14 protein-coding genes and 1 tRNA gene are annotated in these 14335 nt (G+C 61.8%); 9 read left to right on the forward strand and 6 right to left on the reverse strand.

Annotation, left to right across the window (positions count from 1 at the left end; translation table 11 throughout):
- Positions 1-291 precede the first annotated feature (291 nt).
- On the forward strand, positions 292-951 hold the full coding sequence (locus ACFE70_RS01360) for a hypothetical protein (RefSeq protein ID WP_375415905.1): 660 nt from the start codon (positions 292-294) through the stop codon (positions 949-951).
- Between the two features lie 105 nt (positions 952-1056).
- Here the strand turns inward: ACFE70_RS01360 and ACFE70_RS01365 are convergent, their stop codons facing one another.
- The 4 genes from ACFE70_RS01365 to ACFE70_RS01380 all read right to left on the reverse strand — a co-directional run bounded on the left by ACFE70_RS01365 (position 1057) and on the right by ACFE70_RS01380 (position 5223).
- Positions 1057-1377, reverse strand: coding sequence for a 2Fe-2S iron-sulfur cluster-binding protein (locus tag ACFE70_RS01365; RefSeq protein ID WP_375415906.1), 321 nt, complete (start codon positions 1375-1377; stop codon positions 1057-1059).
- Between the two features lie 91 nt (positions 1378-1468).
- Complete coding sequence (locus ACFE70_RS01370) at positions 1469-2485, reverse strand: NAD(P)/FAD-dependent oxidoreductase (protein ID WP_375415907.1); 1017 nt, start codon at positions 2483-2485, stop codon at positions 1469-1471.
- 189 nt (positions 2486-2674) lie between these two features.
- Positions 2675-3808 (reverse strand): porin, encoded by a 1134-nt coding sequence (locus ACFE70_RS01375; RefSeq protein WP_375415908.1) that lies wholly within the window; start codon positions 3806-3808, stop codon positions 2675-2677.
- A gap of 83 nt (positions 3809-3891) precedes the next feature.
- A complete protein-coding gene (locus ACFE70_RS01380; protein WP_375415909.1) occupies positions 3892-5223 on the reverse strand; it encodes a cellulase family glycosylhydrolase in 1332 nt (443 codons plus the stop codon).
- A gap of 266 nt (positions 5224-5489) precedes the next feature.
- Here ACFE70_RS01380 and ACFE70_RS01385 point away from each other — a divergent pair, with 266 nt between their 5' ends.
- From ACFE70_RS01385 to ACFE70_RS01395, 3 genes are all read left to right on the forward strand, one after another.
- On the forward strand, positions 5490-6974 hold the full coding sequence (locus ACFE70_RS01385) for an IS1182 family transposase (protein WP_375415910.1): 1485 nt from the start codon (positions 5490-5492) through the stop codon (positions 6972-6974).
- A 142-nt stretch (positions 6975-7116) separates the two neighbouring features.
- Positions 7117-8322 carry a Shedu anti-phage system protein SduA domain-containing protein gene (locus ACFE70_RS01390; RefSeq protein WP_375415911.1) on the forward strand — a complete coding sequence of 402 codons (1206 nt, stop codon included), beginning with the start codon at positions 7117-7119 and terminating at the stop codon, positions 8320-8322.
- Between the two features lie 32 nt (positions 8323-8354).
- A complete protein-coding gene (locus ACFE70_RS01395) occupies positions 8355-8450 on the forward strand; it encodes a hypothetical protein (protein WP_375415912.1) in 96 nt (31 codons plus the stop codon).
- A 190-nt stretch (positions 8451-8640) separates the two neighbouring features.
- Here the strand turns inward: ACFE70_RS01395 and ACFE70_RS01400 are convergent.
- Positions 8641-8714: transfer RNA gene (locus tag ACFE70_RS01400), tRNA-Arg, on the reverse strand.
- A gap of 110 nt (positions 8715-8824) precedes the next feature.
- A complete protein-coding gene (locus ACFE70_RS01405; RefSeq protein WP_375415913.1) occupies positions 8825-9544 on the reverse strand; it encodes a TVP38/TMEM64 family protein in 720 nt (239 codons plus the stop codon).
- A gap of 97 nt (positions 9545-9641) precedes the next feature.
- Here ACFE70_RS01405 and ACFE70_RS01410 point away from each other — a divergent pair, with 97 nt between their 5' ends.
- The 5 genes from ACFE70_RS01410 to ACFE70_RS01430 all read left to right on the forward strand — a co-directional run bounded on the left by ACFE70_RS01410 (position 9642) and on the right by ACFE70_RS01430 (position 14271).
- A complete protein-coding gene (locus ACFE70_RS01410; RefSeq protein ID WP_375415914.1) occupies positions 9642-10781 on the forward strand; it encodes a cystathionine gamma-synthase in 1140 nt (379 codons plus the stop codon).
- A gap of 1 nt (position 10782) precedes the next feature.
- Positions 10783-11247: a hypothetical protein gene (locus tag ACFE70_RS01415; protein ID WP_375415915.1), complete on the forward strand. Its 465-nt coding sequence runs from the start codon at positions 10783-10785 to the stop codon at positions 11245-11247.
- Positions 11248-11413: 166 nt separating this feature from the next.
- Positions 11414-12406 (forward strand): alpha/beta fold hydrolase, encoded by a 993-nt coding sequence (locus tag ACFE70_RS01420; RefSeq protein WP_375415916.1) that lies wholly within the window; start codon positions 11414-11416, stop codon positions 12404-12406.
- A gap of 42 nt (positions 12407-12448) precedes the next feature.
- Positions 12449-13039 carry a DUF7010 family protein gene (locus ACFE70_RS01425; RefSeq protein ID WP_375415917.1) on the forward strand — a complete coding sequence of 197 codons (591 nt, stop codon included), beginning with the start codon at positions 12449-12451 and terminating at the stop codon, positions 13037-13039.
- A 23-nt stretch (positions 13040-13062) separates the two neighbouring features.
- Positions 13063-14271: a sensor histidine kinase gene (locus ACFE70_RS01430; RefSeq protein WP_375415918.1), complete on the forward strand. Its 1209-nt coding sequence runs from the start codon at positions 13063-13065 to the stop codon at positions 14269-14271.
- Positions 14272-14335: the final 64 nt, after the last annotated feature.

Genomic DNA, 14335 nt, shown 5'->3' on the forward strand with positions numbered 1-14335 from the left:
TCGTTTTCAAGGCGGCGGCTGGGCTTCGGGCCGAAAGCCGGGGGTAGGGAATCAGGGCCTGACGGGCCGGATAATGCAGCCGGTCCGCCAGGGCAGCAGCCCGGCACGCTGGGTAAAAAGCAGCGGGCGAGTGGCCCATCTTTCGTTCAAGCGAATTGCACTTTTAGCCCCAACAGGCTATTTAATGAGCCTGAAACCGCCTTTGAAAACAGTACTGCCGCAATCATGGCTTGCATAAGTACTCAGGCCATAGTACTTTTACCATTTCCAAAGCTATTCTAAACTATGCTTATGCGGTTCCTACTCGTTTGCTTTTCGCTGTTTTTAAGCGCTTCCGCCGCCCTGGCCCAGACGGGCATGGTGCCCGCCACGGTCACGAAACTGCCGGGCGAGGAGAACCTTTCGGCCCGCGAGCGCGCCGAGCGCGACTTCCTCATGCCCGTGCGCCGCAAGCGCGCCGCTGAGGCCCCTAAGCCCGCCGCGAGCCCCGAAGACGCCACCGCCGCCCCCGAAAACGACGCCACCGCCCACTACGCCGAGGCCGCCCCCGAAGCCACCCGCGCCGAGGAAGCCGCCGCACCCGCCGCCCCTTCGCGGGCTGCCCGCCGCCGCGCCGCCTTGCTAGCCGCCCGCCGCGCCGAGCGCGCCGAAGAGCGCGCCGCCGAACGCCGCGCTGAGCGTCGGGCCGAGGCCCGCGCCGAAGCGCGCCGCGCCGCGCGCCATCACAGCAGCACGAAAGCTAAGAGCAGCAAGTCCGGCAAGAAAGCCAAGGCGGCTGCCGCTAAAAGCAAAGTCAAGACGAAGACCAAAGCTTCGGCCCATGCCAAGAGCAGCAGGAGCAGCGCAAAAGCCAGGAAGTCCTCCGCCCGCAAAGAGCCGGCGCGCAAGGTTAAAATGAAGTCGAAAGCGCCGGCCAAAAAGGCGAAGACCACCAGCAGGCGCCGCCGTTAAGCCGGGGCAGGGGGGTAGGGATTTCGATTTCAGTAGCCAGCTATAATCCATAAAAAAGGCCCCGCAGGTAGCTGCGGGGCCTTTTTTAGGAATGATGATATACGCCTACCCCACCGGGGCCAGCCGGACCACCAGCCCATCGGTGTGGGGCGTGAGGCGAATCTGGCAGCTCAGGCGGGAGCCCTCGAGCACGGCGGGCAGGGTTTCGAGCATGTCCAGCTCGTCGTCGCCGGGCTCAGGCAGCAGCGGGCCGGCCAGCACTTCCACGTGGCAGGTGGCGCACAGGGCCATGCCCCCGCAGGTGGCCTGAATGGGGTAGCCGCTGGCTTTGAGCAGCTCCATCAGGTTCAGGCCCATGTCGGTGGGCCCTTCGATTTCGCGGCGCTGGCCGGGGGCTTCTTCGACGTAAATGCGAACGTCACTCATAAGATTAATTATGAGTTATGAGTTATGAGCTATGAGTCTTTGGGCTGGCACCCGGCCAACTCATAGCTCATAACTCATAATTCATAACTGCCTAAAGACTGGGTGCTCCGTTGACAGTCGTGTACTTGAGCGTGTACTTTTTGTCAGGGAAAATGTACTTGAACGCGCCCTGGCACATGAGGGCGGCCTCGTGAAAGCCGCAGAGGATGAGCTTGAGCTTGCCCGGATACGTGTTGATGTCGCCGATGGCGTAGACGCCGGGCAGACTGGTGCTATAGTCGGTGGTGTTGACTTTCACGGCGTCGTCTTCCAGCGCCAGGCCCCACTCGCCGATGGGGCCGAGCTTGGGCGTGAGGCCGAACAGCGGAATAAACGAGTCCAGGGCTACGGTTTCGGCCTGCCCATTGTTGCCGGTGATGGTCACTTGCTCCAGGTGGCCATTGCCGTGCAGGTGCGTAACGTTGGAAGAGAGCACGAGCTTGATTTTACCCGCGTCAGCCAGGGTTTTTACCTTCTCAGCCGAGTCGGCGGCGCCGCGAAAGGTGGTGCCGCGGTGCACCAGCGTCACCTCCGCGGCCACGTTGGCCAGGAAGTTGGTCCAGTCCAGGGCCGAGTCGCCACCGCCGGCAATCACGATTTTCTTGCCCCGAAAGTGCTCCGGGTCGCGCACCATGTAGTGCACGCCCCTACCCCCCTCAAACTGCTCCAGGTTCTCGACGGCCGGCTTGCGCGGCTCGAACGAGCCCAGGCCGCCGGCAATGGCCACGGCCCGGCACTGAATCTCGGTGCCATCGGTGGTGTAGAGCTGGAACGAGCCGTCGTCGAGCTTGGCAAACCGCTCGACCCGCTCGCCCAGGGTGAAGGTGGGCTTGAAAGGCTCAATCTGCTTCATCAGATTGTTCACCAGGTCACCGGCCAGGATTTCGGGGTAGCCGGGGATGTCGTAAATCGGCTTCTTGGGGTAGATTTCCGAGAGCTGCCCGCCCGGCTGGGGCAGGGCATCGACCACGTGGCAGCGGAGCTTGAGCAAACCGGCCTCAAAAACGGCAAACAGCCCCACCGGGCCGGCGCCGATGATGCAGATATCAGTGGAAATAACGTTGGGCATGAACAGTAAAATTCGGGACGCGGAAACGGCCGCAACCGCGGCCAGCCGTTTTCAGGGGCAAAGCTACGGCCACCGGCCGGGGTATAACACCCCAGGGCGCCGAATCGTTGGCCGTCAGCCCGCTAAAGCCCCCGCCTTTTGCCAAAAGCTGCCGCGGCTCCCGGCGCGGCACGGCGCGAAAAGCCTGAGCTAAAACGAGAGCGCCACGCTCGCCGTCAGGTTGCCGTAGCGGCCGGGGTCGGCGCCGCTGCGGCGCCGGAAAATGCCGCTGGCGCCGTAGAGCGTGCGGCTTTCCAGCCGCACAAGTACGTTGCGCCCCGGCTGATAGTCCAGGCCCAGCGAGCCGCCCGCCACCCGGAAGTCGGCGGCGCCGCCCCGCGGCCGGATGCTGTTGATAATCACGCCGCGCTCGGCGGAGTAGTATTCGGCGCGCAAGATTGCCCCCAGGCCGTCGGCCAGCTTGTAGCGCAGCAAAGCAGCACCCGCGTGCCAGGTGTCGGCCCGCGCCCTGGTTTCGCTTTGCTGCTTGCCCACGTCGAAGACCAGGGCCAGGCTCAGGCGGTCGGTGGCGGCGTAGGTGAGGTAGAAATCGTGGAAGTAGCGGCGGCGCCGGGTTTCGCCGGGGGGCTGCTCGTTGCCGTAGAAGGTGCTGCTGTTGACCAGCACTTTAGCATTCGGCCGCCACTGAATCTGGGTGCCGAGGGCTTTGGCCTGATTGGTTTCGCGGATGTTCTGCCAGCCGTTGAGCACCAGGGCGGTCAGGGTCAGGCGGGAGCCGGTTTGGTAGGTGTAGGGGGTGGGGCCAAGCTCGTAGGTGAGGCGGGCGCCGGCCTCGTAGTAGGGCGAGTTTTCGGCCATCAGCGAGCGGGTCAGCGTCCAGTTATCCTTGCTGATGGCCGACTCAAACCCAATATGTGAGCCGAAGATGCCGACGTCGAGCCACGCTTTCTCGAAGGGCCGGAAGCCGGCGTAGGCCTCGTAGATGTGCCGGAACACCGGTTCCTCGGCCGCATAATTGGCCACCACGTAGGAGCCCGCGTGCAAGCCCAGCGCGCCGCGCACCCGGTCGTCGTCGTAGCGCACGCCGATGAGCGCCTGGTTGACGGTAAACTCGTTCTGGCGGTCGTGCGAGTAGAGGAAGCCGGGCCGCTCCTGGCCATTATCGGCCCGGAAGTCGTAGCCGTAGTAGGCGTCCACGAAGCCGTAGTAGCTCAGCGGGTCGGGCAGGGCCAGCGAGTCGCGGGTGGGGGCGGGCGCGGTTTGGGCCGCGGCGGCCAGCGGCAGCAGGGCCAGCAGCAGCGGCAAGTAGGCGGCAGGTTTCATGCGGGCAAGTTCTCACGTTTTCTCGCGCTTCAGCTCATCCCTACCCACCCTCGCCGGCTTAAGCCCCAACTGCCCGGCTCCGACTACCGGATGGCCCTGACGTACTGGTCAATCACGGCCCAGGTCGAGGTATCGGCGTCAAAGACCGAGTTGAGGCCCTGCTCCTCGCCGCCGGGGTCGCCGAGGTAGGCGTCGCCAGCTTTCCAGTACACCTGCCCCGGCCGGGGCCGCCCGGCGCCCGAAAAGGCCCAGAAGTTATAGCCCGCGATGACCTGGCCGGCCGGCGCCCTACCCCCCCGCATCAGCCCGAAGAGGGTGGCGTAGTACTGGTCGCGCAGCGTGGTGCTGGCCGCCGGCGTGAACACCTGCCCGTCGCGCGGCAAGCCAAACTCTTCGACCACCAGCGGCTTGCCGATTTTAGCGGCCACGGCCACGTGCCGGTCCACGTAGGCCGTGGCTTTGCCCAGCACCACCGGGAAGCCCTGAGCTGTAGCCGTGTCCTTGAACCAGCCCCAGTTTTTGGGCCAGATGTGGATGGTGGCGTAGTCGATGTTGGAGTCGGCGTGCAGGCGCTCATACACGGCCATATCGTTATCCGAGGCGATGTCGCCCTCGCTGCCGGTCGTCAGCAAGTGATTCTTGTCCAAGGTTTTAATCAGCGCCGCGGTTTGCTTCATCCAGGTTTCAAAAGCCGGAGTCGCCTCCCGTCGCATGGGCCGCGGCTCGTTGATAATTTCCCAGGCCATGATGGTCGGGTCAGCCACGTAGGTGCGGCCGGTGCGGCGGTTGGTGCGGGCCAGCACGTAGCGGATGGAGGTGTTCAGGGCGCTCTGGCACGGCGCGCAGGTGTAGAACTGCGCGATGTAGGTCCGGAACCGGTCCCAGCTGTAGTTCGGGTTTTTGGGCAATGAGGGGTTGGGGTAGCCGCGCCAGCTCAGGTACTGGCCCAGGCCGCCGCTCCACTCCCAGGTGTTGGTGAAGTGCAGCACGGCCTTCATCTCGCGCCGGGCCAGCTCGGCCAGCAGGTAGTCCAGCCCGGCCATAATCTGCTCGTCAAACTGGCCTTCCTGCGGCTGCAAGGGCTGAAGCACCCGAAACTGGTAGCCATTAGAGTAACCCTCGGCCCCGATCATCACGCGCAGGTTGGTCACGCCGTGGGCTTGCAGAAAGTCCAGCTCCTGGGCCAGGCGCGCCTGGCCGGCCGGCCCCTGCGTAGCCAGCAGCCCGCCGTACCAGTAGTTGGCGCCGAGGTAGCGGTAGGGCCGGCCGTTCAGCTCGAACTGCGTGCCCCGCACCCGCACGAAGCCCGCCGGCACCTGGCGTTCCCTACCCCCCCAGACCAGCGCCAAGCCGATAGTCAGGGCAATAGCCGCCCCGGCCAGCCACGGCGCGCTGCGGGAAGATAATTTACTCATGCTGCAAGTCAGGCCGCCATCCTATAGCGGCATATTGAGCCAGCAATTTAGCGGAACCGCCGCCCAGGTAGCGGTTGAAGCTCGCCTCGGCGCGGTGGCCGGTGCCCTACCGGTGTGTTGCAGCAGTTCGTCCAATGAAGGGTTCTAGAAACGGCCCCTGAAAACGGACCTGGCAGCGGTTTTTGAGGGGTGTAGTTTTCCCTCCAATAAAGATTCGTGGCTGTTGCAGAAGTGGCCCGTTGACTAGGGCGGTGCGTAGAGGGTAGATGCAAGGCCACAAGCAGTTTACCGATAAGGTCGTCGTGCACTTCCGCCTCAGCGAGCGCGTGCCCCGACACAATCTCTACCGCCGCCTCGACGAGGTGCTCGACCTGCGCTTTCTCTACCCGGAAACGCAAGTCCTCTACAGCCACACGGGCCAGCCCGCGCTCGACCCAGTCGTCTTTTTCAAGCTCCTCTTGGTGGGGCGCCTGGAAAACATCGCCAGTGACCGCCGCTTGCTGGCCCACTGTGCCCTGCGCCTGGATATTCTGCTGTTTCTGGGCTACGAGCTGGACGAGGAGCTGCCCTGGCACTCGACCATCAGCCGCACCCGCCAGCTCTACCCGACTGCCTTATTCGAGCACCTGTTTGACCGCGTCTTCCACCTGTGTGTGGCCCAGGGGCTGGTAGCGGGCGACACGCAAGCCATCGATTCGGCCCCCGTCAAGGCCAACGCTTCACTCGACAGCCTCTGCGAAAAGCAGGCCGCCGCGCCGCTGGTCCTGACCGTGGCCGGCCAGCCAGCCCCGGCGTCTACCCTCCCCACGGCCGCGCTGCTCTCGGCCCCGGCCCATCAGCTGCGCCGCGAAGCGGCGCGCAAGGCCAAGCATGGCTCGGAGCCCGGGGCCTTGGGCGGGAAGCGGCCCCACGCGCGCTTGGTGAGCAACAAAACCCATTACAGTCCCAGCGACCCCGAGGCCCGCATCTCCATCAAGCCCGGCAAAGCCCGGGCCCTCAACTACCTCTGTAGCTTGGCCGTAGACCCCGCGAAAGGCGTCATCAGCCATATCCAGGCCGATTTAGCCGACAGCCACGACAGCCTGCATCTGCCGGGCCTCATCGAGCGCTTGCAAGCTAGATTGACGGCCAATGAGGTGCCGCTACGCGAGGTGGTGGCCGACACCAGCTATGCGAACGGCTTCAACTACGCCTTTTTAGAGCAACGGGGCCTCACGGCTTGGATTCCAGCCTCTAAGCTCTATAAACCCACTATTGAGGGCTTTACCTACCTGCCCGACGTCAATGCCTACTACTGCCCAGCGGGCAAGCTGCTGCCGTTTCGCAACTATGGCAGCACGCCCGATGGGAGTTGGCAGAAGAACTACCGCGCCGATTATAAGGACTGCTCGCGCTGCCCGCTCAAAGCCCGCTGCGTGCCCAAAACGGCTCAACGCAAGATCACGCGCACAGCCTTCGATGCGCCTTACTTGCGGGCCTGGCAGCGGCAGCATAGTCGCCAAGGGCAGCACATGCGCCGGGTACGTCAAGGCACCGTCGAACCTGCCCTGGGCCAGTTGCTGCCGCACTACGGGCTGCGGCGCGTCGGCACCAAGGGCCAGGCGGGCGCTCACAAAACGATGCTGCTGGCCGCGGCGGCCTATAATCTTAGAAAGCTGCTCAAACACCGGGTGACACAGCCGCGGAGCATGGCCCTGGTCCTCCAGCCCGACCTGCTATCAGCCTTTAGTAGCCCATTTTGGCTCGCCTGAGAGCGAGTTGCCGGGCGGCGATAAGCAGGCTTAGACCGACCGAGCTATGCTACCCCGAGTTCTGCAACAGCCACATTCGTTTTTTGGAGGCACACTTGCAGTTGATGGTTATGTTTGTGGACACCTTACTTTAGCTATTTTCATGAAATTCCATCAGTTTGTCAATGTCACTCATTCTTGGTGGTCTAGCCACTTTAAAAAGGTTGCCCAGCATCAACAAGAAGGAACTTTGATAAAGCGCCGACCAATTGAGTATTCGGGTGGCGTCGAAATTATATTATATCCTAATATCATACTGGTCTCTGAAATAGGAGGCCTCTATGTTGCAGAGCTTATAGGAGCTTCAGAATTTTATCAGGGCTTGACGCTGAAACGCCACAAGGAGGATTCTCTTAATCGTTATCTTAATCAATTTGAAGATTCTGGTGAGAAGCAAAATCCGTCCATGACTATTAGCGGTACTAGTCGGGTAGAAGTTTTAGATGTGTGTCTTGCTCAAGGTGGCGATATAACCTCTTTAAGACATAGATTCCCTTATTTAGAATTGTATCCAACAATCCTCTCTTGGGGAGACGGAAGTGGAGGTCCCATTGTTTTTCAAGATGACTTCACTGGACATTTTACTATGATAAACGGGGTGTTAATAAATCATTCTGGCTCCTTATTTAGGAGTAAAAATATTTCATCACTATTTATTGTGCCCAATACCACAACTGAGGGATATCTGCTAAGTAATGTATTTGAAGCTGCTAACAAAGAATCAATAAGGGGAATTCAAGTGGTTGAAACGGACAAAGCAAAACTTCTTGTTGCTGGTCAGCTACAGAGTATGTATCTGTTCCCTGGCTTACGAGAAACTACAATCGGAGAGTTTATAAAACGTCACCCAGACATAGTGCATAAAGCATTTAAAACAGATTATTTCGAATATGAACCATCCTTTGAATGGTTGGAACATGACGGGACTTGTACTGACAGATTTATAAATCCTGACCTCATGATCAAAAGAGCAGATGGCCTATTTGATATTTATGACTTGAAAAAAGCTCTGTTAACTAAAGATAGCATAACGAGAGGCGAGAGGTCGAGAAGAACTTTTATCGCGGAGGTTGAAGATGGATTAGCTCAACTTGCTAATTATGCTGAGTACTTCACGTATAAAAGCAATATTGATTATGCATTTTCAAAATATGGTGTTGAGGTATCGAATCCTCGTTTAGTGCTCATAATAGGAAGTTTTGATAATGTTAACATTATAGAGGTGAATCAAGCCTGTCGTAAATATCGCACTGAAATCAGTGTTATAGATTATGATACATTCTGCAATATGTTTCTGGCTGCTAGTTAAAATTTAATGTAATAATTACCATTCATGCCCGTGTGTCAACGAAAGACAAAGGCCAGAGCATCGACAATCAGCTACCCGACCTGCGGCGCTACACCCAGGCCCACGGCTGGATTATCCATCAGGAGTAGACGGAGGAGTCCAGCGGCACGGCCCAGCGCAGCCAGTTTCAGCGACTCTTCGCCGATGCCCACCAGCAGCACCTTTTACAGGCGTTTCGGTGGCGACCATGCACCAGTGTACTCTTTCCGCAAAAAACTAACCCGTTCTGACACGTAGCAATAAAAAAGGCCTCTAGCGCAATGCTAGAAGCCTTTTTTGTGGTCGTGTAAGGAGTCGAACCTTAAACCTTCTGATTCGTAGTCAGATGCTCTATCCAATTGAGCTACACAACCATCTTCCCTGCTAAGGGAGCGCAAAGATAAGGGCCTAAAAACGGGTTGTGCAAATTTCAGGGGCATTTTCTGTTTCCCTACCCCCCGTCCGGCCGGCAACCGGCTGGCACTCAGGCGTCCATTTTTGCGGCGCCGTTTTTCCTCAGGGCGCGCTTGAGGGCCTGATTGAACACGAAAAACAGCCCGAACAGCGAGGCCGCCACCAGGCCCAGCAGCACCAGCTTGCTGAGCGCGCCCTGGTCGGGGTTGCGCAAGAGCGCCAGCACGTCCTGCGCCTGCGTGCCGAGCCAGTAGAAAAACAGGCTGCGCGGCAGCATCCCCAGCACCGAGGCCAGCAGGAAGCGGCGGCGCGGCACCTGCACCAGGGCCAGCACGAACGTCATGAGCGCGAACGGCAGCACCGGCGAGAGGCGCGTGAGCAGCACCAGCTGCCAGCTCTCGCTTTTCAGCTCGGATAGCACAGCGTCAGCCTTGGGGAAGTGGCGCACGAAGCCCAGCAGCTTGCCGTGGTCGAGGCGGCTGGCCAGCTCGTAGCCCAGGGCGGCGGCCAGCATGTAGGCCAGCACCATGCCCGGCAGCCCCGCCCAGCCAAAATAATAGCCCGTCACGATGGCCACGAACGTGGTGGGCGTGAGCGCAAAGGCCATCGTGAAGGCGATGATGGCGAAGTACAGCAGCACCTGCCCCCAGCTCAGGTGCTCCAGCAGCTGCTGGTTTTGGTAGAGCAGCCCCAGCAGCGAGGCCGAGCCCAGCAGCGGCACCGTCACCAGCGCCGCCATCGCCAGCAGGGTGGAAGTGTTTTTCTGGAAAAGCTCGCGCAGGAAGGCCATTGCTGTAAAGGTGGGGAGTAGGGAAGCAATACGGCGTTTGGCGTGTTAGTGCTGTTTCGGGCCGGACATCGGCCCACCGCCCCCCTACCTTTACCCCATGAAATTCGCCACCAAAGCCATTCACGCCGGCGTCTATCCGGACCCCACCACCGGGGCCATCATGACGCCCATCTACCAGACCTCGACCTACGTGCAGCGCTCGCCCGGCGACCACAAAGGCTACGAGTACTCGCGCACTCACAACCCCACCCGCACCCAACTGCAAGACGCCGTGGCGGCGCTGGAAAACGGCACCCACGGCCTGGCGTTTGCCAGCGGCATGGCGGCCATCGACTGCCTGATTAAGCTGCTCCAGCCCGGCGATGAGGTCATCAGCACCAATGACTTATACGGCGGCACCTACCGGCTTTTCACCAAAGTGTTTGAGCCCTACGGCATTAAGTTTCACTTCGTGCCGATGGGTGATATGAGCGCCGTGCGTGAAAAGCTCAGCGCGAGAACCAAGCTGATTTGGGTCGAGACGCCCACCAACCCGCTGCTCAACGTCATCGACATCCGCGCCGCCGCCGAGGTGGCCAAGGAAGCCGGCGCGCTGCTCGTAGTGGATAACACGTTCAGCACGCCTTATTTGCAAACGCCCCTCGACCTGGGCGCCGACGTGGTGATGCACTCGCTGACCAAGTACATGGGCGGCCACTCCGACGTGGTGATGGGCGCCCTGGTGGTGAAAGATGACCAGCTGCACGAACGCCTGCGCTTCCTGCAAAATGCCTGCGGCGGCACGCCCGGCCCCCAGGACTGCTTTCTGGTCTTGCGCGGTCTCAAAACCCTGCACCTGCGGATGCAGCGCCACTGCGAAAACGGCCGCGCCGTGGCCGAATATCTCCGGCAGCATGAGAAAGTGGAGAAAGTGTTCTGGCCCGGCTTCGAAAACCACCCCAACCACGCCGTGGCCGCGGGCCAGATGCGCGACTTCGGCGGCATGATTTCCTTCGTGCTCAAGGGTGATAAACAGGAAGACGCCGTGGCCGTGCTGGAGCGGTTCAAGCTTTTCGCCCTGGCCGAAAGCCTGGGCGGCGTCGAGAGCCTCTGCGGCCACCCCGCCACGATGACCCACGCCAGCATCCCGCCCGAAGAGCGCCGCAAAGCGGGCCTGAGCGATTCTTTGATTCGCTTGAGCGTGGGCATTGAGGATGCGGAAGACTTAATCGAGGATTTGGCCCAGGCGATAGGGTAACATGAGTAAGAAACTGCTTCTGCTAGGGCTGGGATTAGTTGGCTTTTGCACGGCTGCCCGCGCTCAACGCAATGGCGCTGAGGTGATGCCTTTTCGAAAAGCCAACGCGGTACTTTTATTTACCCGAATGGCGCCTGACTCTGTCTTGCGCCTGCTGGCAAATAATCTGCGGGAGCGGGGCTTCGAGACAGCAGAATTCAACCCATCAGCAGGCTATTTCCTTACCAAGCCCAGCATTGAAGCGGGTGGGAAGGGCTGGCCGCTAACCATTCGGGTAGCGCACATGACCGGTGGGGTAGTCCTGACTGGTCGGTATTTAATGCCTGAATTTATTGGTAATCCGGAATTTCCGGCTGAGTTCTTAGGCTTCGAGTGGTCGCCAGCTAAAAATAGCTTCCGTCAGCTTGAAAAAACGGCCCGCTTATTTGGAGGTGGGGAGGTGAGGTTTAGTCGGTGGCAGAAGTAACGCCAGCATTTTGGTTGTGAAAGCGCCGCTGAATTGCCGACCATTCAACTGGGTTTGCGCCCGCTCGCGGGGCGAAATAACCGCTAACTTAAATTGTCTTTTGGGCGGGGCAGGGTCAGCGTAGGTTTGAGTCATCATTCATTCCTGGTCACAATCCCTACCCCCCATGACAGCTGCCAACCTCTCCCGTTCCTTCGCCGCTGCCTTGCTGCTGGGCGCGGCCTGCACCCCACCGGCGCGGGCTACCTCGCCGCCGGCCCAACCAAGTTCAGCTGTCGCCGCCGCCGCCGATGACGACCCCGCCGCCCACCCCAGCTTCGCGGTGCGGGTCATGGGTCAGGGCCGGCCGCTGATTCTCATTCCGGGCCTGACCTACCCAGGGGCGGTCTGGGACGAGACCGTAGCCCGCTACCAAAGCCGCTACCAGTGCCACGTGCTGAGTCTGGCTGGCTTCGGCGGCGTGGCTCCGGCCCCGGCCCGCGCCAGCTTCTCCGAAACCGCCCCCGAAACCGGCACCGAAAGCTTTTTGCCCGCCGTGCGCGAGCAGCTGCTGGCTTACATCAAAACGCAAAAGCTCGACCGGCCCGCCATCATCGGCCACAGCCTGGGCGGCTTTCTGAGCTTGTGGCTGAGCACGGCGCAGCCCGATGCCATCGGCCCACTCATCATCGTTGATTCGCTGCCTTTCCTGGCCGCCATCCAAAACCCGGCGATGACCGCCGAGGCGGCCCAGCCGATGGCTGCCGGAATGCGCCAGCAAATGCGCGCCGGCCGAATGACGGCCGCCCAGCAGCGCCAGCTGGCGAGGGGCCTGGTCACGGACACCGCCCGCCAAAGCCTGCTTGCCCGCTGGGGCCAGGCCAGCGACCCCGCCAGCGTGGCCCAGGCCATGTACGAGCTGTACACCACCGACCTGCGCGCCAATCTCGGTGCCATCCGGCAGCCGGCGCTGGTGCTCGGTGCCTGGGCCGCCTACCAGCCCTACGGCGCCACGCTGGCCTCGACGCGAGCCATCTTCGCGGCGCAATACGCCCGGCTGCCCCAGCATCGCATCGAGATGTCGGCGGCCGGTCGGCACTTTCTGATGTATGATGACGCGTCCTGGTTCTTCCAGCAAACCGATGCGTTTTTAGGGGCGAACTACGCGGCGCGGAAGTAGCGCCGGCTATCTAGCTATTCATCCTTACACTACCCCCTTATCTTGGCCGCCCCCGCCGTGACCCCCACATTCGCCCTTAATCAGCTCCGCCTGGAGCTGTCGGTCAAAGCCAAAAATGGCCTCGACTTTATCGTGGCCGCCTTCGTTATCTGGGCCGTCATTGCCGTAGTCTGGACGCTGCCCAACTCAGCGGCCCGCAACGGCTTTATCACCTTCTTTGTGGGGGCGCTGCTGCTGCCGCTGGCCCGGCTGCTGTCCGGGCCGCTGCGCACCACCTGGACCTTGCCCCACAACCCCTTGCAGCCGCTGGGGCTGTGGCTGAACTTCGCCCAGCTGTTCTACTTTCCGCTGCTCATGTTTATTTACGGGAGCTACCCCCAGCACTTTATCATGGCCTACGGCATCATCACCGGCGCCCACTTTTTCCCCTACGCCTGGTTTTATCGCTCGCCGCCCTTCGCCATCATGGCCGGGGTGATAAGCGTGGGCTGCCTGGGGCTGGGGCTGCGCCTGCCGGCCACTCAGCTCTACTTGCTGCCCGCGTTTGTGGCGGCGGCGCTGGCCGTGCTGGCCGGCCTGCTCGTGCGCTCGTACCGCCGCAACCAACGGGCCTACGCATCGGCAGCCAGCTAGGAAAACTGAATCGACTTACGCTCATGCCCCTGTTTCACGCCCCACCGCCCCAGCGCTACTACTGGCTGACGCAGGGGCTGGCCTGGTCGCTCTACGGCGTTTTCAACCTGATTATGTTCTGGGTGTTCGTGCCCAAGGCAGCCGGGCCGCGGCCGGGCCTGCTGGGTGCGATGGGCGTGCTTATCGCGGCCGTGCTGCTGGGGGCCTCGCATCTGCTGCGGGAGCTGATATGGCGGGGCCAGTGGCTGGCGCGGCCCCCGCTGGCCTTGCTGGGCCGGCTGCTGCTGGCCAATGCCGCGCTGGCGGCAGGCAGCGTAATCGTGATTGGATGGATGCTGACGCTGCTCCCGTTGCCGCCGGCCGGTGCGGGCTCGCCGGCACGGGGCTGGGGCGCCAACCTGGGCTACGCCCTGAACATGAACATCCTGCTCTGGCTCTGGGCGGCGGCCTACGTGGGCTGGCACTACCTGCACCGCTCGCGCCAGGCCGAAATCGAGAAGTGGCGCCTGACGGCCGCCGTGCGCGAAGCCGAGCTGAACACGCTGCGCGCCCAGCTCAACCCGCACTTTCTCTTCAATGGATTGAATAATATTCGGGCGCTGGTCAGCGAAGACCCCGGCCGCGCCCGCCAGGCCCTGGCCCACCTGGCCGAACTGCTGCGCTACGTGATGCAGCACAGCGCCACGCCGCTGGTGGAGCTGGGCCAGGAGCTGGAAATCGTGGCCGATTACCTGGCCCTGGAGGCCTTGCAGCTCGAAGACCGCCTGCGCTATACCCTTGCCATTGACCCCGCCGCCCGCGCCGCCCGGTTGCCGCCGCTCACGGTGCAGCTGCTGGTCGAGAACGCCGTCAAGCACGGCGTGGCCCAGCGGCCGGCCGGCGGCTTTGTGGCAGTCACGGCCCAGCTCGACGCGGCCGGCTGGCTGAGCTTGCAGGTGCGCAGCACCGGCCACTTTGCCCCGCCGCCTACCCCCGCCGCTGGCGGCGGCCTGGGCCTGCGCGGCCTGCGCGAGCGCCTGACCCAGGCGTTTGGGTTGGCGGCTGAGTTCGACCTGGCCAACGACCCCGCCGCCCCCGACACCGTGCGGGCCACGCTGCGCCTGCCCGTCCCTACCCCCCTCGCGCCGTCCGAGGTGCCCGCCGCCCGGACAGAGCATCTGCCTGTCCGCGCGGCGCCCAGCCAAACCGAGCGTCATGCTGGGCAGCGGGAAGCATCTTGCTCGGGGAAGTAATTTGGTTGCCTTCGCGATTTGAGTACTACACTGCCGAGATGTTTCGCGCTGCTCAGCATGACGC

Origin of the sequence: uncultured Hymenobacter sp., from assembly GCF_964243305.1 — a bacterium.
Lineage (GTDB): Bacteria > Bacteroidota > Bacteroidia > Cytophagales > Hymenobacteraceae > Hymenobacter.